18 protein-coding genes and 1 riboswitch are annotated in these 21,721 nt (G+C 67.2%); of the genes, 6 read left to right on the top strand and 12 right to left on the bottom strand.

What is annotated here, in order from left to right:
- Positions 1-131: 131 nt before the first annotated feature.
- From NV1_RS29300 to NV1_RS29290, 3 genes are all read right to left on the bottom strand, one after another.
- Positions 132-530 carry a hypothetical protein gene (locus NV1_RS29300; RefSeq protein ID WP_157117443.1) on the bottom strand — a complete coding sequence of 133 codons (399 nt, stop codon included), beginning with the start codon at positions 528-530 and terminating at the stop codon, positions 132-134.
- A gap of 72 nt (positions 531-602) precedes the next feature.
- Positions 603-1,427, bottom strand: coding sequence for an SAM-dependent methyltransferase (locus NV1_RS29295; protein WP_067898449.1), 825 nt, complete (start codon positions 1,425-1,427; stop codon positions 603-605).
- Between the two features lie 156 nt (positions 1,428-1,583).
- A complete protein-coding gene (locus NV1_RS29290) occupies positions 1,584-2,486 on the bottom strand; it encodes a helix-turn-helix domain-containing protein (protein WP_067898446.1) in 903 nt (300 codons plus the stop codon).
- 249 nt (positions 2,487-2,735) lie between these two features.
- On the opposite strand from NV1_RS29290, the gene NV1_RS29285 reads away from it, so the two are divergent.
- The gene (locus tag NV1_RS29285; RefSeq protein WP_067898443.1) at positions 2,736-3,056 is read left to right on the top strand and encodes a hypothetical protein; all 321 of its coding nucleotides are present in this window, start codon (positions 2,736-2,738) and stop codon (positions 3,054-3,056) included.
- Between the two features lie 47 nt (positions 3,057-3,103).
- Here the strand turns inward: NV1_RS29285 and NV1_RS29280 are convergent, their stop codons facing one another.
- Positions 3,104-4,375, bottom strand: a complete 1,272-nt coding sequence (locus NV1_RS29280; RefSeq protein ID WP_067898440.1) for a PucR family transcriptional regulator — start codon at positions 4,373-4,375, stop codon at positions 3,104-3,106.
- A 332-nt stretch (positions 4,376-4,707) separates the two neighbouring features.
- Between NV1_RS29280 and NV1_RS29275 the strand changes: the two genes are divergently transcribed.
- A complete protein-coding gene (locus tag NV1_RS29275; RefSeq protein ID WP_067898438.1) occupies positions 4,708-5,724 on the top strand; it encodes an alpha/beta hydrolase in 1,017 nt (338 codons plus the stop codon).
- A 427-nt stretch (positions 5,725-6,151) separates the two neighbouring features.
- Here NV1_RS29275 and NV1_RS29270 read toward each other — a convergent pair whose 3' ends face one another.
- The 5 genes from NV1_RS29270 to NV1_RS29250 form a co-directional block, all read right to left on the bottom strand.
- Positions 6,152-7,438, bottom strand: a complete 1,287-nt coding sequence (locus tag NV1_RS29270) for a sensor domain-containing diguanylate cyclase (RefSeq protein ID WP_067898435.1) — start codon at positions 7,436-7,438, stop codon at positions 6,152-6,154.
- 158 nt (positions 7,439-7,596) lie between these two features.
- Positions 7,597-7,932 (bottom strand): histone-like nucleoid-structuring protein Lsr2, encoded by a 336-nt coding sequence (locus NV1_RS29265; protein WP_067898431.1) that lies wholly within the window; start codon positions 7,930-7,932, stop codon positions 7,597-7,599.
- A gap of 332 nt (positions 7,933-8,264) precedes the next feature.
- Positions 8,265-8,738: a MarR family winged helix-turn-helix transcriptional regulator gene (locus tag NV1_RS29260; RefSeq protein ID WP_218027235.1), complete on the bottom strand. Its 474-nt coding sequence runs from the start codon at positions 8,736-8,738 to the stop codon at positions 8,265-8,267.
- Positions 8,739-8,783: 45 nt separating this feature from the next.
- Positions 8,784-10,526 carry an NRAMP family divalent metal transporter gene (locus tag NV1_RS29255; protein ID WP_067898428.1) on the bottom strand — a complete coding sequence of 581 codons (1,743 nt, stop codon included), beginning with the start codon at positions 10,524-10,526 and terminating at the stop codon, positions 8,784-8,786.
- Positions 10,527-10,618: 92 nt separating this feature from the next.
- Complete coding sequence (locus NV1_RS29250; RefSeq protein WP_067898717.1) at positions 10,619-10,798, bottom strand: hypothetical protein; 180 nt, start codon at positions 10,796-10,798, stop codon at positions 10,619-10,621.
- A gap of 316 nt (positions 10,799-11,114) precedes the next feature.
- A riboswitch (M-box (ykoK) riboswitch) is annotated at positions 11,115-11,283 on the bottom strand.
- Between the two features lie 138 nt (positions 11,284-11,421).
- Here NV1_RS29250 and NV1_RS29245 point away from each other — a divergent pair.
- Together NV1_RS29245 and NV1_RS29240 are read left to right on the top strand one after the other, a co-directional pair.
- Positions 11,422-12,405, top strand: coding sequence for a cation diffusion facilitator family transporter (locus tag NV1_RS29245; RefSeq protein ID WP_067898426.1), 984 nt, complete (start codon positions 11,422-11,424; stop codon positions 12,403-12,405).
- Positions 12,406-12,547: 142 nt separating this feature from the next.
- Positions 12,548-13,540: a cytochrome c oxidase assembly protein gene (locus tag NV1_RS29240; protein ID WP_084525911.1), complete on the top strand. Its 993-nt coding sequence runs from the start codon at positions 12,548-12,550 to the stop codon at positions 13,538-13,540.
- Positions 13,541-13,590: 50 nt separating this feature from the next.
- Here NV1_RS29240 and lexA read toward each other — a convergent pair whose 3' ends face one another.
- Complete coding sequence (gene lexA, locus NV1_RS29235) at positions 13,591-14,340, bottom strand: transcriptional repressor LexA (RefSeq protein ID WP_067898420.1); 750 nt, start codon at positions 14,338-14,340, stop codon at positions 13,591-13,593.
- Positions 14,341-14,687: 347 nt separating this feature from the next.
- Between lexA and NV1_RS29225 the strand changes: the two genes are divergently transcribed.
- Positions 14,688-15,188 (top strand): hypothetical protein, encoded by a 501-nt coding sequence (locus tag NV1_RS29225; protein WP_067898414.1) that lies wholly within the window; start codon positions 14,688-14,690, stop codon positions 15,186-15,188.
- Between the two features lie 126 nt (positions 15,189-15,314).
- A complete protein-coding gene (gene nrdR / locus NV1_RS29220; RefSeq protein WP_067898411.1) occupies positions 15,315-15,806 on the top strand; it encodes a transcriptional regulator NrdR in 492 nt (163 codons plus the stop codon).
- 89 nt (positions 15,807-15,895) lie between these two features.
- Here the strand turns inward: nrdR and NV1_RS29215 are convergent, their stop codons facing one another.
- The gene (locus NV1_RS29215) at positions 15,896-16,312 is read right to left on the bottom strand and encodes a polyketide cyclase (RefSeq protein WP_067898714.1); all 417 of its coding nucleotides are present in this window, start codon (positions 16,310-16,312) and stop codon (positions 15,896-15,898) included.
- A 220-nt stretch (positions 16,313-16,532) separates the two neighbouring features.
- On the bottom strand, positions 16,533-21,638 hold the full coding sequence (gene hrpA, locus NV1_RS42550; protein ID WP_245713976.1) for an ATP-dependent RNA helicase HrpA: 5,106 nt from the start codon (positions 21,636-21,638) through the stop codon (positions 16,533-16,535).
- Positions 21,639-21,721: the final 83 nt, after the last annotated feature.

Here is a 21,721-nt window from a genome sequence, read left to right as displayed (position 1 = left end):
GCGTACCGCTGCGCGCGGCGGCGGTTGCGCTTAAAATAGTTGGTGCGCAAGGGGTTTATCGGAGCGGTCGCGGGGAACTTGCTTGCGGCATATGGAACCGCGCGACCGCTGTCGACGTGTTCTGCTGGGCCCTAGGCGTGATCGAACTCGTGGTTGAACACACCGTCGTGGAAGGCGTCGAGTTCATCTTGATCGAAGACGAGTTCGACTTCGGTGTGTGCCGCATCCGACGACGTTGTCATGATGCGAAAGATGTACATGCCGTCGGTGCGCCGGGTGACGTCGAGCGGTGAGCGGCCGCTGTCCCCGGCGCGCACGGCGGCCTGATAACTGTCGAACTGGGCATCGGTGAGCAGGAGTAGTTCACTGTTCGGCAGCGTCGTCGCCGGAGTGGTGGCGGCGGTGCTGCGCTTGTCGTCCCAGACGGCCGTCCAACCCTGCTTGCGGGCGACGCGGACGCAGTTCTGATTCGGAGAGCTGCGTGCGGCCTTGCGGAACTCACCCACGGTGAAGGTAGGTAGCAGCGTCATCGGTGTCCCTTTCTACGGAGTAAAAACGCAGACACGCGGGACGACGAGATCCCGCGTATCTACCAGCTGTATCTAACCCTTGTAACCAACCGCGGCGAAATTACACGGACGCGCCGGATCCTGCGGGTCGACCGGCTGCTCGGGCCGCCAGTCGGCGGCGTACACGATGCCGGGCTCGACCAGCTCGAGGCCCTCGTAGAAGGACTCGAATTCCGTGCGGCTGCGCATGGTCGCCGGATCGGAGGTCTCGCGATACAGTTCGGCGAGCGCGGCCATGCGCGCGACGAGTTCCTCGGGAGCCTCGGACATGGATGCATGGCTCATTCCCACATAGCTGCCCGCCGGGAGTGCGTCCCGCAATCGGGCCATCAACTCCGTGGGCCGGTCGCCGTCGGGGACGAACGGCCACACGCTGACGATGAGCAGACCGATCGGCTCGTCGAAATCGATCAGCCGTCGGGTCTCGGGATGATTCAGGATGACATCGGGCAGTCGCAGATCGGCCTCGATGATCGCGGTGCGATCGAGTGTCTCCTGCTCGGTCAGCAGTTCGTGGGCGCGGTTGACCGCCTCCAGGTCGTTGTCGACGTAGACCACCCGGCTCGCGGGGTTCAGCGCCCCGGCGACCTCATGTGTATTCCCGACGGTGGGCAGACCCGAGCCGATGTCGAGAAATTGCCGGATTCCCTGCGACACCATGAATCTCGTGGCGCGCTGGAGGAATTCCCGGTTGTGATGAGCCATCACGTCGAGGTAGGGAATGGCTTGGAACACCCGCTCCCCGAACACCTTGTCCACATCGAACACGGCCTCGCCGGACAGGTAGTAGTGATACATGCGTGCGGCCGAGGGGCGGGTCGCATCGATCTCCCGTGATTCGAAGTCCTCGGAACTCATCGCCCCGCCTTCCCCGACGTGACTGCAGTCACCCGGACCGCGGGGTGGACGTGTACACGCATCTGTTCTCTCCTCGTCGAGTCGTCGAATCTTGTTGAGTCGTCGAAATGTTCGCCGGCAGGTTTGTCCGGCGAACTCGTGGTGGTGGATCGGCGCTCAGGTGTTGTTGAACGTTTTGCGACGGAACGATCGCGCGACATGTTCGATGAACTGGCGCGAGTCCTCGGCGCTGAGCGCAGCGGCGGACAGCCGTGCCCACACCGCCTCGCGGGCAATGACGGCCGGTTTGTCGTCGATATAGCGGATATCACCCTGGGATTCGACGATCGCCATGTCCAGATCACCGGCCGCGCCGGGGGAGGGCACCCGGATCAGGGTGAACCTGTCCTCGGCGCCCGCGCCCCGGGTGGTGACCGTGAAGGGCAGCACCTGGATCAGGATGTTGGCTCGTTTCGACAGTGTCAGAAGGTGTTCGAGCTGCTCGACCATGACCGAACGTCCGCCGTATTCGCGGCGCAGGCACGATTCGGACAGGATCGCATGGAATTCCGGCGGACGCTGCGTCAGCAGAATCTCCTGACGTGCCAGTCTGGCCTGCACCGATTCCTCCACGGTGACCGTGTCGGGATCCGGATCGGGTGTGGCCTCGGGCTCGTGCAGTGCGCGAATGTACGACTCGCACTGTAGAAGTCCGGGCATGATCTCGGCCTCGGCTACCCGCAGTTGACCGGCGTGGGCCTCCAGATCCACCAGCAGGCGCAGATCCTCGACGTAGGCGCGGCGGTAGCCGGTATTCCAGAAGCCACGTCGATGATTGTCGCGCCGAAGCTCTTTCAGTGATTCGAGATAGGTCTCGTCGGTGAAGCCGAGCTCGCTGGCCAGCCGTTCGAGATCGCCGACCGTGATCGAGCCCGTGCCGACGATCAGCATGGCGATGCGACTCTGGCTGGTCTCGATGATCTTCGCGGCCTCGCTCTGGCTGACCCCGGCGGTGCTGAGCATGTGCTCGATCTCGCGGCCCAGCAGCAGTTTTCGGGCCGTGCGTAATCGTGTACCCATGGCGCATCGGCGCACCGGCGGAGCGCCTGAAACTCCTTCCGCGGCAACCACTTCCGGGGCCCGATCGCAATCTTGCTGTAGCCCTCGCGTGATAATCACGCTAACATCTATCACGTTCAGATTATCATGTTTTCGGTATCACGGATGGTCTTGCCGGCCACCGGGTTACGCCTCGGCGGAGGGGGAGTCGGATGACGACGACCACGCAAATGCGTTCGGCACCTTGTCGATTCGGCGACGGTCGGGTATGTGGCGATCTCCCTGGTGAACTCACCGATCTCCTCGCGCGCCGAATCCTCGGTGTCGAACACGCGCCCATGTGCGATCGATGGCTGGACGCCGTCGCGTACCTCTCCGCAGATCTGGACGACGACTGATATGGATATCTCACTGTGGCCGGCCGGATGGCCGCACGAGGCCCCCGAGGCGCCCTTGACCGTGGGCGAGGCGCATTTGACGATGCAGCGGCATCGTGGCTGCCTGCGCGAGGAATGTCCGCGTAAGGGCGCCGCGTACCGCACACTCGTCGAGGCCGGACGGATCCGGCCCGACTCCGCGCGCGAGCGCTGAAATCGCCTCCGGCGCCCACCCTCCCGGGGTGGGCGCCGGAGGACTGGTCAGCTTCCGTAGGTGCGGGCGACCAGGGCTGAACGCAGGTACCAGAGGCCGCTGGCCTGGGTGGGATCGAAACCGGTGAGCTGGCCGATCCGCTTGAGGCGGTAGTCGACGGTATTGGTGTGCACGTGCAATAGCCGAGCGGTGCGCTGGCGGTTGAGGTTGTGCGCGATGTGGGTCTGCAGGGTGTCGAGCAGTTCGGCGTGCTCGTCCAGCGGATCCAGCAGCGAGCCGAGGTATTCGCGGCCCGGCCCCGGCCGGGTCAGCTGATACTCCAGGGCCAGATCGTCGAAGCGGTACAGTCCCGGCACCGATTGCAGCCGCTGCACCATGTCCAGCAGCTGATGCGCCTGATCGGCGGCGGTGGGGATCTCCGCGGCGGCGGTGGTGACGACCGCGGCGGTCACCGGAACTCGCGCGGCGTGCGAGAGCCGGCCGACGAGCTTCTCCAGGCCCTCGTCGTCGAACTGCTCGGCCGGGATCAGCAGGGTTCCGCCGTCCACCGACAGCAGTGAAAGCAGGGATTCGCCACAGCGCAGGGCCAATTCGGCCTGCACGCGCCGAAGTTTGCGCCGCGCCACCACTTTGGAGTCCAGCATCGGGCTGGCCTCCTCGGGATGTGGCGGAATCGCCACGGCGATAACGCGATACCGCTCGGCGATCTCGATCCCGCATTCGCGGGCCATCGTCGAGGTGGGGTGCCCGCCCAGCAGCGCCGAGGTCAGCGTGTGCACCGCGGTGTGATGCTCGCTCACGACCGCCTTGAGCTCGCGGACGTAGGCCACCGAGACGGCCGTGGTCATGGTGTCGAGCATCTCCACCACGCGCTTGGCCCCGTCGACGAGGTTTTCGTAGTCGGCGGTATTCAGAGTGAGCATGGGCTCGTTGCCGGGGGCGGTGCCGAGCGATTGATGCCGCACCGCCGCGCCGGTGACCAGGTCCAGGCCGATCTTGAAGCCCTCGTGGATGGCGTGGTGGATGGTGTTGATGGGTACGCCCTCGCGCGCCCACTGACCGGCGGCGTCCTCGAGCCGCTCGGTCTTGGCGCGCACGTCCTTGCCGTCCAGCATGCTGACGGCCAGCTCCAGACAGGTGCGCGTGATGGTGGTGACGTCTCCGTAGATGGCGTCGCCGGGTAGTGTCCCGCACGGTGCGACGTTTTCGACGAAGTGGCCCACCATCTGTCGCGATAGCGCCCAGACGTCCTTGAGCGGTAGCGACATCGGTCGCCCCGACATGGTCAGTCCCGGCCGGTCCGGAGTGGTGACAGACATTGGCGAACTCCCTTCCACCCCCGCGTTACTGCCCTGCCATGTCACCGTAATCGTCTCGAGATCACCGGAGGGCCCGTTTCCTGCACCATCGTGATGTTTGGGAACGTGGTACCGGACGTTCATAGTGATCGATCACAGTACTGGCCGGTAGTCGGGCGATGGGCGGCGTCGACCGGGGGATTCGGCCATGCGGTGCCGCCGGTCGCGGTGACCTACGCCGCATTATCCGTGCTCGCGGAACCAGAGCGGATAACCCGGTCGTTGCCTCGACGGTGCCACGCCGATGTGGCGATGGTGCCGCGCTCTGTCCGGGTACATGGTGAGGCGGCAGTATGAACGATCACATCCGCGGGACGGCCGGGCATTGCCTGGCAACGGTACTGCGGTTCGCGGCGGCGGTCCTGACGCTCGCGGCCGTGCCGGTTCTGGCGCCGGAATCCGCCGGCGCCGTGCGAGTCCCGGCATCTTCGGATGGATCGCATATCGACCACACGGTGCCCATCGACGCCCGGCGGGCCACGGTCTACGTGTACTCCGCGGCGATGAATCGGGTGATCGCCCTGGATGTCATCCGCGCGGCCGACACCAGCGTCCCGCGGCCCACGCTGTATCTGCTCGACGGCGCCGAGGACGGGATCGGCTGGGACGGCACCGAGACCTCGTGGGAGACCAAGACCGATCTGCTCCCGTTCACCACGGACAAGAACGTCAACGTCGTCACAGTGCTCGACGGCCGGTACTCGTACTACACCGACTGGCAGGCCGCTGACCCCGTGCTGGGACGCAACGAGTGGACCACGTTCCTGACCCGGGAACTGCCGCCCGTCATCGATGCCGCGTACGACACCTCGGGGCGCAATGCCATTGCGGGCGTATCGATGTCGGCCACCTCGGCCCTGGCGTTGGCCGAGGCCGCGCCCGGGTTGTACCGGGCGGTGGGGTCGTTCAGCGGGTGCGCGCAGACCAGCACCGATCCGGGGCGTCGCTATGTACAGGCCGTGGTCGCATCGGGCGGCGGCAATCCGTGGAACATGTGGGGCCCCGACGGTTCGCCCGGCTGGTCGGCCAACGATCCGTCGACCGACGCGAACCTGACCCGGTTGCGCGGACAGGAGTTGTATCTCAGCGCGGGCACGGGTGGCCCCGATGCCGCGGGGGTGACTCCCCCCGAGGGCGGGATGCTGGAATCGGTGGTGGCGAACTGCACGCGCCGATTGCAGGCATCGACCACTCGGCTGGGCATACCGGCAACCTTCCGGTACGTGCCCGGCGGTCAGCATTCCTGGCCCTATTGGCAGCGGTCCCTCCATGCCGCCTGGCCCGGATTCGCCCGCGCACTGGGCATCTGACGGGCCGGAAGTCTCCTCCTCGGGAGATGATTCGGCCCATCCAGCGCGCTGCCCGTGTCGAATACCTGATCAGATGCCCAGCGGGTCCGGCAGATCGTGCCGGTCCGCGTCCGCGCCACAACCGGCGCATATCACTCCCGCGAGACGGAAAGGACTCCGGCAATGATTCCGCATTTCTTCGATCAGCTCGGCTCCATGATCTCCACCTTCCTCGCTCGGTTGCTGCTGCCCTGAAACCCGCACGGCCGGGGTGGGGTGTGCACCCGCGGCGGGCGAGTCGATCCGGTGGAATACCGTGTAACGCGGTCGAATTCGAGCTATCGGCCAGCACCCGCGGGTTCCTCGCATCGTCTCGATCGATCCGAAAAGCCGGGACCGCCTCGACATTCAGTACGCCTGCCGCCGGAATGTCTTGTCGGGGACCGACTTATAGCCGACCCGTGAACCCCATCCCGGCCGTCATGTCCACACTGTGCAACACCCAGCGATTCGGCCCAGCGGCTTTGGCCCGATACAACCCCGCGTCGGCGGCATCGAGAAGTTTCTCCGCGTCCGCTCCGGATACCGGTGTCACCACCGCCCCGATACAGGCCGAAATGGTGAGTCGATGTTCGTCGACCGGTATCGGTTCTTCCAGTGCGCCCAAGAGCGTTTCCGCGACCGAGCCGACTCGTGCCGCATCGCACGGCGGCGGAAGCAGGGCGACGAATTCGTCCCCGCCGACCCGGGCCAGCGTCGCATCGCCGATGCACTCGGACAATCGTGTCGCCACGGCGGTGAGCAGCCGGTCGCCGACGCTGTGGCCGTAGGTGTCGTTGACGGTTTTGAATCCGTCCAGATCGATGAAGCCCAGGCCGATCCGGTCGTCCGGATCGGCCTGGACGATGATCTGCGACAGCGTTTCCACCAGTTGACGCCGATTGGACAATCCGGTCAGCGGATCGTGCCGTGCCTGGTGGTGTAATTCGGCCTGCAGGGCACGGCGTTGGGTGGTGTCCTCACCGGCCACCAGGAGGTAGGCCGCGCGTCCCCCGACCGCCGGCACGAGCGTGACCGCCCAGGACACCCAGCCGCCGGTCCCATCGGCGCGCAGGTACCGCACCTCCAGACGCACCGTGCCGGCTCCGGCGACCACGAGTTCCTCGAAGACGCGCGATTGCACCTGATCGTGATCGTCGGGATGGACCAGATCCCACACGGGTAGTCCGCGTAGTTCCGACAGGGGGCGGCCCAACATGGTGGCCAGTGCCGGATTGGCGTCCACGACCCGGCCGCCGGCATCACCGATGGCTATCGCGATCGCGGCATTGTCGAATACGACGCGAAACCGGGCTTCGGCGGCGATACGGGCATCGGCCATCGCCGCGTGCAACATCTCCTGATGCCGTGCGCGCAGGGCGAGTAATTCCTCGGTGTAGCCGCGCGCCATCTCGCCCAGGGCGGGAATCAACCGTTCCTCGTACGGGGCGATCAATCCGGCGAGTTGGTTCAATACCTGGGCCGAACGGGCGAGCACCCGCGGATCGGTCAGATTCGCGCGGACCAGTGCGGCGCCGACCGCCGTGGCCACTTCGGTATCGAAGGATTCGCAGGCGAGCGCGCCGATCATTCGATCGAGCAGATCGCACAGCAACTGTTCGAGTTCGCGGTGGGACATCGGCACGAAACCGGTATCGACGACCGCCGCACGCCACCGGAGAGCGAGTTCCGCCACGCGGTGATCTCGTGTCAAACCCACCCCCGCTCGATCCGACGCTGCGACATGCGGGAACGGCGTGGTGCCGAACCGGAATCCCAGGCTACCGGAAACCGCCGAGCCCCGGCGGTCGCGCGACCGCCGGGGCTCGGGAGAAACGACGAGGGGAGGACCGGCTACTTGTTGGCTTTGTGATAAGCGGCGACGATCTCGGAGGAAATTCGGCCGCGAGCCGACACGTTGTAGCCGTGTTTCTTGGCCCATTCCCTGATGGCGACGGTTTGCTCGCGATCCGCGGCCGACTTCGAGCGCGAGGTACTGCCCGCCTTCAGCCGGCCGACCTTGCGGGCCTTATCCGTCCAGGGCTCGAGTGAGCCCCGCAGCTTACCGGCATTCAACGTGGACAGATCGATTTCGTAGGCCACACCATCGATCGAGAACTGCACGGTCTCATCCGCTTTGGACTTCCCGTCGTAATCGTCGATGAGTGTGACGGTGACCTTCTTGGCCATCACTGAGCCCTTTCGCACGGACACGGATCAACTCGGATTGCATATACCGTACCGCATTACCGGGGAATGCAGCGAATCCAGCGCTATTCGGCGCGTTTCCGGTGCCGGAATGTGGCTAATGGTATTGAACAATCCCCACGGTGCTGGAATTGTCCGGGCTGCGAGCATTCGGATATGTGAATCCTGTGACCGCTCACGATCGTGACGCCGCGAGACGATGTGTATGCCCAATGTTCGCCGCCGTTCCAAGATGGACCGGCGATAGTGGTGTCCGTGCGTGCGGGATATTTGCCGAATGCGGTATTGGAGGTGTTCGGGCGGGTTTCGGCGGATCAGTGTTCGAGCAATCGCTGCAGCAGCGGGATCGCGGCCAGCAGCGCGTCCTGGTCCGCGCGAGTCAGTTCGGTCGCCATCGCCTGGGCCAACCAGTCCTCTTTCGCGCTGCGCGCGGCGGTGAGTTGCTGTTCGGCCGTATCGGTGATCGACAGCAGCACCTGCCGCTGGTCGGTCGGATGCGGTCTCCGGGACACCAGGCCGCGTTCCTCGAGCGCGGCCAGGGTGACCCGCATCGACTGCGGGCGAACGTTTTCCGCGCGGGCCAGGGCGGCAACGGTCGCCGGGCCGTCGCGGTGCAGGCGGCTCAGGACCACCCCCTGCGACGGCGTGACCTCCATGCCCGAGTGGGCCGCCCGCAGCCTGCGCAGGATGCGACTGAGGGCGACCCGCAGCTCGGCGGCCGATTCGGTCAGTTCACTCGCCGATCGGGCGTCGGTCGGCGCGGTGTCGTCCTGCGTTTCCCCGGTCACGGATCCAAGTATGGAATACGGACGGCGAACGCGGACGCGGGCTGCCTACCCGCCGATCTGCTGGACGATCTTGACCACGACCAGGACGACCGCGAGGGCCAGATAGCCGCGCAGGGCGATCATGCCCGCCGTGCGCAACGGCGAGAAGTTCGGGCGCTCGAGGTCGTCCAGTTGCGGTGTGCGCCAGGCGTATCGATCGGCCGCCACGATCGACTTGCGCTCCTGCCGGGACAGCGGCGTGGAGTCCAGCTCCTCGATCTGGTCGGGGTCCAGGCCGCCCAGTTCCGCGGCGGTTCGCTCGGCGCCGCGCCGTTCACCGCGATGCCGGGTGACCGCGAGGGCGACCCCGCCGAGCAGTCCGATCGCCGCGCCGATGCCGAATCCGAGCTCGAGGCTCGCCGTGGACAGGTGCGGGAAGAAGGTCGCCGCGGTCAGGGCCAGCGACAGCAGTACCAGCGCCCATACGATGATGCCCGCGACGATGTTCTGCCGGGTGGTGTTCACCCACGGCCCGAGCACGGCCTTGTCGTTGCACAGAAGAACCAGGAACACCGTGGCGGAGGGCAGCAGCACGCCGGCCAGGGCCTGCACGCCCTGGGTCAGCAGGCCCAGTACGTGGTCGGGGCTGAACGCTACCGCCGCCGCGGCGGCCAGCAGCAGTGCGTATCCGGCGTAGAACGCCGGCGCCTCGCTCATCTTCCAGTGCAGCGAGTGCCGCTTGCCGAGGGTGTCACCCAGCGTGTACGTGGTCGCCAGGCCGACGGCGTTCGCGCCGATCAGTGACGCGTCCAGCAGCAGGATCGCGAACATCGCGCCGACCGTCGTGCCCAGATGTGCCGACAGCCCGTGCGCGACGGCCCCGGCATCGGAGAACGCACCCCGCCCGGCCGGGCCCAGGCCGAAGGCGGTGGCGGCCATGATCGCGACCGCACCGATCATCACCACGACGATCCCCACCCACAGGTCCACCCGCTCGTAGCGGATCCAGCGTGGGGTGATGCGCTTGTCGACGATGTTGGACTGTTGAAAGAACAACTGCCAGGGCGCGACGGTGGTGCCGACGATGGCGACGATGATCAGCAGGAGGGTCGAGTTCAACCCGCCCGGGAACGACGGGATCAACCCGCGTGCCGTGGCCGATACGCTCGGGTGCACCATGAACGCCAGCGGGAACATCACGATGTTGATCGCGATCAGGGTGAGCAGGAACCGTTCCCAGCGCCGGAACGAACCGCCCGCGACCACCGCGAACAGCAGGACCGCGGCCACCGGGACCGACACCTGCTTGGGCAGCCCGAAGTATCCGAGAGCCATTGAGACACCGATGAATTCGGTGACGATGGTCAGCGCGTTGACCACGAACAGGTCGCCCACGCTGAACGCGCCCCAGAATTTGCCGAACCGCGCGAAGATCAGCCGCGCGTGGCCGACCCCGGCGACCGCGCCGAGCCGCACCACCATCTCCTGATTGACGTACAGCACCGGAATGAGCAGCACCAGCGTCCACATCAGGGCCATACCGTAGTTCTGCCCGGCCTGTGCGTAGGTGGCCATGCCTCCGGCGTCGTTGTCGCCGACCATCACGATGAGGCCGGGACCGATGACGGCGAGCAGCATCCGAAATCGCTGCCGGCGGCTGCGCCCCTCGGCGGTGTCGTGCCGGCGGATGGTGCCCAGCGCGCCGACGATATCGCCGACGTGCGCACTGTCGAGCACGGCGGTGGTGGTGTCGGCCGGAACCGGCGCGGTGACGGTGCGGCGGGGCGCGCCATTGGAGAAGAAGGCCATGGCCGTTCCCTCTCTTCCTGAAAATTGTTGCTGTACCGCGTAATTCGCGACTGTGACAGCTGTGGCAGGGCGGAGATGGATTGCGCGGATGTCTACCGGAGGTGCTCGGCGTGGCCGCCGAGGGATGCGGTGACGACCGCCGGCGGAATATGCGCGAGGTGCAGGTTGTGCCGCTCCTGCGGCGTGAGGTTGTAGCGCGCGCGGACGCGGCGAACCGACTCGCCGAGGGTGGTCCGCAGGGCGGCGCGGCGGGGGAAGGTGGTGCGGATCATGTCGTACTCCTTGCGGAAACTCAACCGCCGCAACAGGATTCGGGCATGCTCGAACGCGCGGAGAATGCCGTCGGCTGACCCGCGCGGAAAGATCCGCGAGGATGCCGATGGCTGATTTCCGTGTCGGTCAGGCCGCGAGGGAGGTGCAGCAAGTTGGGAACGAAACGGGTTGTCGAACCGGACTCGGATACGGACTATCGCCGGATTTCATCTCGTTCCTCACCTCCTTGCCGCCAGGACGCACGTGCGCGTCGTCGTTCGATCATCGTCACCACGACGACCGAAAGGGGAAGGCCCCCGCCCGAAATGGCTGGAGCACGCACCCCTCTCGTCAGAGCTTCGGCACTGTACGACGTATCCCGACCGGGAAGCCACTTCGGATCACCCCTTAATCCGGGAAGATCTGTCCTAACCCTGGGCGTCTCTCGACGTCGTCGGATCAGTGGCCTGTGTTCGTGCAGGAGCCTCGCCTAGCGAGGTGCTGACCCCGAAATATTCGACTCTCCGACCCGAGAAGTCAAGTCGGCGACGCTGTGACGCCCGGCTCTCGAAGCTCTTGCATACATAGTGATGTGTGCATACTATCGCAGGTGGAAGATCGTCTACGCCGGGAGGAGACCGGGATGGGGTCAGCGCACGCCGGGCATGCGCACGACCATGCGCACGTGCACGCGAATTCCGAGAGCGATCGGCGCTGGCTCGCCGGTGCGCTGGCGGTGATCGCGGTGTTCATGCTCGCCGAGGTGTTCGTCGGAATTGCCGCGGGTTCGCTGGCTTTGCTTTCCGACGCTGCGCACATGTTGACCGACGCCGCATCCATCGCGCTGGCACTCTGGGCTATCGGGCTGGCCGCGCGGCCGGCCGCGGGACGGATGACGTTCGGCTGGAAGCGAGTCGAGATCCTCTCGGCCCAGGCCAACGGGATCACTCTGCTACTGCTGTCGGTGTGGCTGGCCTATGAGGCCGTCCGCCGCCTGCTGCATCCGCCGGAGGTGACCGGCGGCCTCGTGCTGGGCACCGCGCTCGTCGGGGTCGTCGTGAATCTCCTTGCGACATGGATGATTTCGCGCGCCAACCGGACCAGTCTCAATGTCGAGGGCGCTTATCAGCACATCCTGACCGATCTGTTCGCCTTCATCGCGACCGCGGTGGCCGGTGTGGCCATCATGCTGACCGGATTCGCCCGCGCCGATGCGATCGCCACCCTGGTGGTCGTCGTGCTGATGCTGCGCGCCGGTGTCGCACTGGTGCGCGCCTCGAGCCGGATCTTCCTCGAGGCCGCCCCCGCCGACCTCGATCCGACCGAGATCGGGCAGGCGATGGCGGCCCGCGAGGGTGTCGTCGAGGTGCACGACTTGCACATCTGGGAGATAACTTCGGGTTCGCCGGCGCTGTCGGCGCATGTTCTCGTCGAGGCCGGGCGAGACTGCCATGCCGTGCGCGAGGATCTGGCGCACTGGCTCGACGAGGAGCACCGCATCGCGCATGCCACTCTGCAGGTCGAGCACGCCTCGCCCGAGGTGCTCGCACTCGGTGCGCCGCCCGCGCCGGAGTGTGCCGACACACACGGACAGGCACATTCGAGCCCGAAGACAGTGCGCCGCTGATCTGTTCGGCGCGCGGTGATCCGACGCGCCCGGCCGGGGTTCGGCCGGCGCCTACTCGGTACCCGCCGACCGACCCGCGAAGCTACGCCGCCCTCGTCGAAGAGGCGATTCGCGCGGGAGCATACTGACTCCCGTGGGATGGATCGAGACGCCGCTGACCGTGCAGTCCGCCTTCGAATCCTGGCGCTGGGACACCTCGACGGTGGTGCTGACCGTCGCGCTCGGCGCCGGGTATTGGGCGGCTCGCAGCCGTGCGGCACGACGCGGCACGGTGATCCCCGCAGGTCGGCTGGCGGCTTTCGCGCTGATGGGTCTGGGCCTCTGGCTGCTGAGCGGGATCAGCATGGTCGGGGTCTATTCCGACACGTTGATGTGGGTGCGGGCGTTGCAGACCCTGTTGCTGTTGTACGTGGTGCCGTTCGGGTTGGCCAGCGGCCGTCCGTTCACGGTGTTGCGGGAGGCACTGGGTCCGCATGGACAGGCGCGGCTCGATCGGATATTGGCATCGACTCTCGCCCGTGCGGTGACCTTCCCGCTGGCGCCGTCGCTGGCGATGCTGGCCGTGCCGTGGCTGCTGTTTCTGAGTCCTTGGTACGAGATCGTGCTGCGGCACGGCATTGCGGACACGTTCACTCGGATCGCGTTGGTGGCCATCGGATTCGTGTACTTCTACTCGCGACTGCAGACCGACCCGGTGCCGCACCGTTATTCGCAGGGGCTGTCCCTGTTGATCACGGTCTTCGAATCACTCGCCGACGGCATCCTCGGCATCGTGCTGTGGTGGGGACCCCTGGTGGCGCTCGGCTACTACACCGAGGTCGGGCGGACCTGGGGGCCGGACCTGCGGATGGATCAGACCATCGCCGCGGGCATCATCTGGGTGCTCGGCGACGTGCTGGGTCTGCCGTATCTACTGGCGCTGATGCGCGCGTGGGCCTCGGACGAACGGCGCAAGGCCGCGGAGGTCGATGCCGAACTCGACGCGGCGGAGGCCACCGTCGCGACCGCTTCGCCCGCTCGGCGGCAGAAATTCAGCCGATCCTCGGACGCGGCTGTCGCCGCAAAATCGGATGCGGTGCAGAGCGGGTTGTGGTGGGAGAACGATCCGCAGTTGCGGCAGCGCTTCGGTCGCTGAAACGCCGACCTGCCGTGCCACCGAAGCGGCACGGCGGGCGCGTGTCGATCTCAGATCTTGCGGATGACGGTGACGACCTTGCCCAGGATCTGCGCGTCGTTACCCGGAATCGGCTCGAAGTGCGGGTTGTGCGGCATCAGCCAGACATCCTTGCCGGTGCGCTTGAATGTCTTGACGGTGGCCTCGCCCTCGATCATCGCCGCGACGATATCGCCGTTGTCCGCGACGTTCTGCTGGCGAACCACGACCCAGTCGCCGTCGCAGATCGCCGCGTCGACCATCGACTCACCCACGACCTTCAGCAGGAACAGCGACCCCTCGCCGACGAGTTCGCGGGGGAGCGGGAATACGTCCTCCACCGCTTGCTCGGCCAGGATCGGCCCACCGGCGGCGATCCGGCCCAGCACCGGGACATAGGTGGGAGTGGGCTGATCGCCGGATTCGGATTCGCTCGGCACCGCGTGCAGGGCGGTCACGCCGGTGACCGCGCGCACCACCGTCTCGTCCAGCCCCCGCACGTCCACCGCGCGCGGCCGGTTGGGATCGCGTCGCAGATAGCCCTTGCGTTCGAGGGCGCGAAGTTGATGGGCGACCGAAGAGGTCGAGGTGAGACCGACCGCGTCGCCGATCTCCCGGATGCTCGGCGGATAGCCGCGCTCGGTGACCGAGGTGCGGATGACCTCGAGTACCTTGCGCTGCCGGGCGGTGAGATCCGTTCCGGCGCCGGATGTCTCGACGCCGTCGTCGGCGCCGCCGGGGCCGCTCGTGTCGTCGCGGCCCTCGGCTGTGTGCTCGTTCACGACCGCACCTCGCCGATGCTCGGCCGCGCGTGCGCGGTGTCCGTGGTTGCCTCGCTGCGCTCACTCACGGTCGTGGTCCTCCCGTTCATGGGTGTGCTTCGTCCTCCTCGGGTCGTGCGCCGACACTGGGCCATCGCGTCGGCCTGATCCGCTCCAACCGGCCCACGCCGGATCGCGTGCTCCGAATGTAGTCCGGTCTCGGCCAGGTTTCAAACATCTGTTCGACGCATGTCGCGGATAGTGGTGACTTTGTGGGTAGCGCATGGTAAGAATCGAACATCAGTTCTTCGAACACATGATCGAAAACCGGAAATCGATCCAGCACACCGCCCCCGGAGGTCCGTCCGATGCGCACCACGATCAGCGAAATCGATATCACCGCAAGCGATTCGGGGTACAACGCGGCAGTGCCCGGTCGCCGGCCGCGCGCGGCCGGAGCGGCCCGCCGGAATACGCGAGCCGGGCGGTCACGTGTCGCCCGACCGCCCGCGGGGGTGATGCGGTACGACCGTCCGCGGGTTCGATTCGCGCAGACGCCGCATCCGCAGACCCGGGTCGAGCGGGCGCGGATCGGATTCGCGACTCTGGCGCTGGCCGCTCTGCTCAGTGCGCTGGCGGTTGGCGGCCTGCTCGGGATCGCCCAGTTGCGTGCGGGTGCGGGGGCGAGTCCGGCGGCGACGACAGTCGTCCAGGTGCGCGAGGGTGAGCCGCTGGCGGAGGTGGCCGCGCGGGTGGCTCCGGGAGTTCCGGTGCGGCAGACGGTCGATCGGATCGTGCAGCTCAACTCGCTGCGGGGCGCACAGGTCGCCACCGGCGGGACGCTGATCGTGCCGACATCCGGGCGGTAGTGTTCCATGGGCGGTGGTGGCGTCGACGCCGCATCCGAAGCCTGGCGGGCCGACAGGTATCCTCGACAGTGCTGTGGAGATACAGCATGGCTATGGACTACTGCAGGCATCGACGAAGGAACTCGGATGCATTGCCCATACTGTCGGCACCCGGACTCCAGGGTGGTCGACTCGCGTGAGGCCGAGGAAGGCACCGCCATCAGGCGCCGTCGTGCCTGCCCGCAATGTGGGCGACGGTTCACCACCGTCGAGAACGCCATTCTATCGGTGGTCAAGCGCAGCGGCGTGACCGAGCCGTTCAGCCGGGAGAAGGTGATTCGCGGCGTGCGGCGTGCCTGCCAGGGCCGCGAGGTCGACGACGATGCGCTCAACCTGCTCGCCCAGCAGGTCGAGGATGCGGTGCGCGCCACCGGTTCTCCCGAGGTTCCCAGTCACGAGGTCGGCTTGGCCATCCTGGGGCCGTTGCGCGACCTGGACGAGGTCGCCTACCTACGCTTCGCCTCGGTCTACCGATCCTTCAGCTCCGCGGACGATTTCGAACACGAGATCGCGGATCTGCGCCGCCGCCGCGCCGAACAGGCCCGCGAGGAGCAACCGGTCCCCGCGGGCAAGGACTGAATCCAGCGAGTCCGCTGTGGCGGCAGAACCGGAGCGACACAGGCGAATTGAACAGGTCGACGGCGCCTGGGGTCGGGTCGCGCAGCGGATTACATCTCCAACAACGCCTTCAGGGCTTGTAGGTCGCGCCGCACCCAGTCGCTGTCTGCGTCGAACTGCTCGTCGTCCACGCCGGGCAGCCGGAACAGGGTGAACGCGACGGTCGTTCCGTCGCCGTTGCGGATGGCGCGCAACGGGATGTCCACCACGGAGCCGTCCGGCAACCGGACTCGGTGATCGGCCACGCCGTATCCGTTGGGCGGGCTGAACCGAACGAAGGCCGTCCCCTGCGGGGAATCCGCGACCCACTCGCCGGGCTCCGCATCGGCGCTCGGCGAACCGGGTTCGATACCGGACGACAGTCCGGTCGCCCAGCGCGGAAAATTCAGTGGCTCGGCGAGAAAATCCGCGACCTCGACGAACGATCGGTCTATGTCGACGGTGATAGTGCGCACTGGATACGTCACCGCACCACGATATGTCGGTGTGTATGCCAGCCGCTGTTCCACCGCGGCTCGGTCGCGGGTCCGGTCCGGCCAGGCTGGAACCAGCCCACGTCATCGCGGTCGGACTCGAGTCGCACCGCCTCGGCCCGATCCGGCGAAGTGCGGATGCGCCTTGAGGTCCGGTTTCGTCAGGAGCCGGGGCCGGTGTTCCCGCGGCGGTGGCCAGGCGGCGTAGGCGAACTCAGTGTGTGCGGCGGGCGGCCGGGGCGGTGCGGACGGCGGTGATGGCTCGTTCGATTCGCTTGGCCGACACCGGATACGGGGTGCCGAGCTGCTGGGCGAAGAGGCTGACGCGCAGTTCCTCGATCATCCACCAGATCTCGGTGACGTCGCGGCCCGTGCGGCGTGCTTCGGGGAGCGCGTCGAGGAGCCGCTGGTAGGCGGCGTGCACGCGGTCGAGTTCGGCCATGCCCTGGCGGTCGCGGGTCGCCGAGGCGGGCAATGCCTCCAGGCGCAATACGGCGGCCTGCAGGTAGCGAGGAAGCTCACGCAAGCGCGCGCTGCCGAATTCGGTGACGAATCCGGCGAATACCAGGTCGTCCAGCTGATGTCGGACATCCTCGGCGATCTCGCGATCGGCGGTGCTCGCCAGTGCGCCGCGCACGTGGTGAGCCTGGGTGAGGACCGGAACCACCAGCCGCACGATGCGGGCCACCGCCGCACCGAACTGCGGGCGGATACGCTCGACCAACGCCTTGAATTCTTCGGGGCCCCGGACCGGACCACCGTTCTCGGCGACCAACTCGTCCGCTGCGCAGGCCCGGCAGTCCTCGATCAACGCATCCAGCGAACCGGAAGGATTCTGGCTCAGCGCAAGGCGATCGGCGGGGGAGAGCCCGGCGGTGGCCGCGCGAGCCGAGGCGGGCAGCTGGTTCAGCAGCAGCACCCGCGTGCCGGTGCGCATGGCGGCGGCCTGTGCCGCGGGCGAGGCCAGTACCCGCACCGCGACACCCGTGCCTTCGGGAACCAGTGCCGGATAGCCGGTGATGGTCTGCCCGCCCACCTCCCGGCGCACCGTCGGTGGCAGGGCGCCCAGCGATTCCGAGGTCCACACCGTGCTCGCCGGACGTTCCGCGGCGGCGGTGGCCCGCGCGACGGACTTCGAGACCTGGTCTGCCAGGCGGGTTTTCAGCGCGGCCAGATCCTTGTCGCGGTCCACGATCGTGCCGTCGGGGGCCGTGGCGGCGAAGGTCATCCGCAGATGGTCCGGCAGCGCGGCGGGATTCAGGTCCGCGGGCCTGACGGTCACCGAACCGAGCCGGGACAGTTCCCGGGCCAGCCCGGTTCGCAGCGGTTCGGCGCGCGGGGTCAGCTGTGCCAGGGCCGCTCGGGCGAAATCGGGCGCCGGAACCACACTGCGGCGCAGATGTTTCGGAAGGGTCTTGATCCACGCCGCCGCGAGCTCCTCGCGCATCCCCGGCACCAGCCAGTCGAAGCCGACGGCCCGGACATGCGCCAACTGGGCGACCGGGATGTGCGCGGTGACACCGTCGTCGGCCTGTCCGGGTTCGAACTGATAGGTGAGCGGGAAACTCAGCTCACCCTGCCGCCAGCCGTCCGGGTAGGCGGCCGGATCCAATACGGCCGCATCGTCGTTCACCACGGTCGAGGCGGTGAAGTCCAGCAGATTCGGTTCCTTGCGCCGCTGGGTGCGCCACCAGCTGTCGAAGTGCCGGACCGACACGACGTCGGCGGGAATCCGCTCGTCGTAGAAATCGAACAGCACCTGATCGTCGACGAGGATGTCGCGGCGGCGCGCCCGATGTTCCAGATCTGCCACGTCCTCCAGCAATTCGCGATTGCGCGCGAAGAACTCGTGCCGCGTCTGCCATTCGCCCTGTACCAGGGCATGCCGGATGAACAGCTCGCGCGACAATTCTGGGTCGATGCGGCCGAATTCCACCCGCCGCTGCACCACCAGCGGGATTCCGTACAGCGTCACCCGCTCGTACGCCGCGGCCGCACCCCGTTTGGCGGACCAATGTGGTTCGGAATACGTGCGTTTGACCAGATCCCCGGCCAGCCGCTCGGCCCATTCCGGCTCGATCCGGGCCGCGGTGCGGCCCCACAGCCGCGACGTCTCCACGAGTTCGGCCGCCATGACCCACCGTGGCGGTTTCTTCGCCAGCGACGATCCCGGGAAGATCATGAACTTGGCATTGCGCGCCCCGAGGAATTCCCGCGTCTCCGCCTCACGCACCCCGATATGCGACAGCATCCCCGCGAGCAGCGCCTGATGAATCGACGTCACATCCCACGGCAGCCCGTCCGGCTCCGGCGCGTTCGCGGCCAGTATGTCCGCCCGGCCGGCACGCTGCACACCGCTCCGTTCGCGCCCGGATTCGCGTTTACCGCCCGACCGGCCGCGCCGACCGGAGCCCTCGGCGTCATTGTCTCGCCGCCCGTGGTCTCCCGGGGCTTCCAGCCGGCCTCGAGTCTCGGCGTCCCGTTGTGCCCCGTCGCGGGATGCGGATTTGCCGGCACCCGAACGGGAATCGTTGTCACGTCCGGCCTTGCCGGGACGTTGTGGTCCGCGACCCATCCGGGTGGATTCGGCACTGTCGGACGAGCGTTCGTTGTCGGTGGAGTACCCGCTCGATGTGCTGCCGCTGCTGCCGCCCGGTTGCGTATCGGCGTTCGCCGGCCGAGAGTTGCCCGAGCGTGGTTCGCGGTCGTTGCCGGCCGCGAGGTCCGGCGCCGGGGAGACTCGGTGGCGAGCGGAACTGCCTGTGCCGGAACGGGATCGGCGGGCTCCGGAGCCATTGCCGGACTCCGGTGTCCGCGAACCTCGGTGTCGGTCGGAGGCTCCCGCTCCCCGAAGTTCGCGACCTCGCTCGCCGGATACCGTTGCGGCGTCCTCAGATTCGGCGTCCGGGTACCAGCCCAGGCCGCGGGTGATTGTGCGGAGTTGGCCGTGCAGGTCCTGCCACTCGCGGATACGCAGGTAGTGCAGGAACTCGTCGCGGCACATCCGGCGGAACTGATTGGTGGACAGTGCTTTTCGCTGTTCCCGCAGATAGTCCCAGAGGCGCAGGTAGGACAGGAAATCCGAACCCTCGACGGTGAAGCGCGCGTGCTGTGCGTCGGCGGCCTGCTGGTGCTCGACGGGACGCTCGCGGACGTCCTGGATGGACAGCGCGGCCACGATGACGAGCACCTCGGACAGGCAGCCGCCGCGCTGTGCTTCGACCAGCATGCGGGCCATCCGCGGATCCACCGGGATCTGCGCCATCTCGCGGCCGATCGGAGTCAGCGCCAGGGCCCTACCGGATGCCGCGCCCGCGCGGTCTCGATCGTCGCGGCGGGTCAGCGCGCCGAGCTCCTCCAGCAGCGCGACACCGTCGCGGATGGCGCGGCTGTCGGGCGGCTCGACGAACGGGAAACTCTCGATATCGCCCAAACCCAGTGCTGTCATCTGCAGAATGACCGCAGCCAGATTCGTGCGCAGAATCTCGGGTTCGGTGAATTTCGGACGTGATTCGAAATCCTCCTCGGAGTACAACCGGATCGCGATGCCGTCCGCGACGCGGCCGCATCGACCCGACCGCTGCCGGGCCGAAGCCTGCGAGATCGGTTCGATCGGCAGCCGTTGCACCTTGGTGCGCAACGAATATCGCGAGATGCGCGCGGTGCCCGGATCGATGACGTAGCGAATGCCCGGCACGGTCAGCGAGGTCTCCGCGACATTGGTCGCCAGCACCACCCGCCGCCCGGTGTGCGGTTCGAACACCCGATGCTGTTCGGCCGCCGACAACCGCGCGTACAACGGCAGAATCTCGGTCCGTGGCAACCGCATATCCCGCAATGTGTCCGCGGCATCGCGGATTTCGCGTTCCCCGGACAGGAACACCAGGATGTCCCCGTCCCCTTCGGTGAGCAGTTCGCGGACCGCGTCGCCGATGGCATCGGTCGGATCCCGGTCCACGATCTCGGTGTCCTCGTCATCGAGATCCTCGGAGGTGACCGGCATTTCGAGCGATAACGGCCGGTACCGCACTTCCACCGGAAACGACCGCCCGGAGACTTCCACGATCGGCGCAGCGGTCAGCACCGTCGCGCTCGATTCCGCGGGCGCGCCGGACAGACCCGTGCCGTTTCCGCTCTCGACCGGTGCGGCTGCCGTGGCACCGGGGCTGGGCACCTGCCGAATCGACCGGCCGGCCTCCGGGTGCGGCCAGGGTTCGCCCGGTGCGCTCCCGGACCCCTTCGAGCCGCCATCGACCCGCGCCCCGCCTGAAGCTGCGTCGTCGTTCCGGCGTAGTTGCGATTCCTCGGCGCTCGGTGACTCACTCGCCCGTTGTCTCGCTTGCCTCGCCGCCGAATCGGAGTCGGGGCGCGCGGCGTCCCCAGCGATCGCTGTCGCATCGTCGGCCGAATCCGCGCCGTCCCCGTTCGTTGGGGTGACGGAAGATTGTGAAGCTCGGATGTTCAGGAGCTCGGTTTCGGGCCGATCGGTCTGCTGTGCTGTTGAATCGGAGCCCATTCCGACGGCCGGTGTGGCAGCCTCCGCGGGCTGCACGTCGATGGTTCCCGCGGAGGTGTCCGGGCCGATCGAGGCGGTGCCGGACTGTTCCGCCGGTGCCTGCGTGCCGAAGTGGCGGGCGAACAGGTCCGGATCGATGGTCGCCGAGGTGATGACGACCTTCAGGTCCGGGCGTTTGGGCAGCAGCTGTTTCAGGTAGCCGAGCAGGAAATCGATGTTGAGGCTGCGCTCGTGTGCTTCGTCGATGATGATCGTGTCGTAGCGGCGCAGCATCCGGTCGCGCTGGATCTCGGCGAGCAGGATGCCGTCGGTCATCAGTTTGACCAGGGTCCGATCGGAGGCCTGATCGGTGAACCGGACCGTGTAGCCGACCACATCGCCGAGTTCGGTGCCCAGTTCCTCCGCGATGCGTTCGGCGACGGTGCGGGCCGCCAGGCGGCGCGGCTGGGTGTGGCCGATCGTGCCGCGAATGCCTCGACCCAGCTCCAGGCAGATCTTCGGAATCTGGGTGGTCTTACCCGAACCGGTCTCGCCGGCGATGACGACCACCTGATGTGCCGCGATGGCCGCGGCGATATCGTCCCGGCGCGCGGAGACGGGCAACTGTTCGGGATAGCGGATCTGCGGGACGGCGGCGCGGCGGGCGGCGATACGGCCCTCGGCGGCGGTGATCTCGTTCTCGATATCGGCGAGGTCGCCGCCACGGGCCTTGTCGAGCCGTCGCCGTAACCGGTGTTCGTCGCGGATCGAGAGTTCGGCCAGGCGGGTACGGAGCTCGCGTGTTGTGGCGGCGGTCCTGGTCATTGCATCCTCCAGCCTAGCGAATTCATCCCCCGGGTCCGCCACCGGTTATCGGGCCCTGCCGGTCGGGGCGACGATCATGCCGG

The sequence above is a fragment of the Nocardia vaccinii NBRC 15922 genome (assembly GCF_001613305.1).
GTDB classification, from domain to species: domain Bacteria; phylum Actinomycetota; class Actinomycetes; order Mycobacteriales; family Mycobacteriaceae; genus Nocardia; species Nocardia vaccinii.
This window is presented reverse-complemented; position numbering and strand designations above follow the sequence as displayed.

Excerpts from the sequence above, each read along its gene's own strand:
- nrdR (WP_067898411.1), top strand. The coding sequence starts at position 15,315 with ATGCATTGCCCATACTGTCGGCACCCGGACTCCAGGGTGGTCGACTCG.
- NV1_RS29280 (WP_067898440.1), bottom strand. The coding sequence starts at position 4,375 with ATGTCTGTCACCACTCCGGACCGGCCGGGACTGACCATGTCGGGGCGA.
- NV1_RS29265 (WP_067898431.1), bottom strand. The coding sequence starts at position 7,932 with ATGGCCAAGAAGGTCACCGTCACACTCATCGACGATTACGACGGGAAG.
- NV1_RS29255 (WP_067898428.1), bottom strand. The coding sequence starts at position 10,526 with ATGGCCTTCTTCTCCAATGGCGCGCCCCGCCGCACCGTCACCGCGCCG.
- NV1_RS29295 (WP_067898449.1), bottom strand. The coding sequence starts at position 1,427 with ATGAGTTCCGAGGACTTCGAATCACGGGAGATCGATGCGACCCGCCCC.
- hrpA (WP_245713976.1), bottom strand. The coding sequence starts at position 21,638 with ATGACCAGGACCGCCGCCACAACACGCGAGCTCCGTACCCGCCTGGCC.
- NV1_RS29245 (WP_067898426.1), top strand. The coding sequence starts at position 11,422 with ATGGGGTCAGCGCACGCCGGGCATGCGCACGACCATGCGCACGTGCAC.
- NV1_RS29250 (WP_067898717.1), bottom strand. The coding sequence starts at position 10,798 with ATGATCCGCACCACCTTCCCCCGCCGCGCCGCCCTGCGGACCACCCTC.
- NV1_RS29275 (WP_067898438.1), top strand. The coding sequence starts at position 4,708 with ATGAACGATCACATCCGCGGGACGGCCGGGCATTGCCTGGCAACGGTA.
- NV1_RS29300 (WP_157117443.1), bottom strand. The coding sequence starts at position 530 with ATGACGCTGCTACCTACCTTCACCGTGGGTGAGTTCCGCAAGGCCGCA.
- NV1_RS29225 (WP_067898414.1), top strand. The coding sequence starts at position 14,688 with ATGCGCACCACGATCAGCGAAATCGATATCACCGCAAGCGATTCGGGG.
- NV1_RS29290 (WP_067898446.1), bottom strand. The coding sequence starts at position 2,486 with ATGGGTACACGATTACGCACGGCCCGAAAACTGCTGCTGGGCCGCGAG.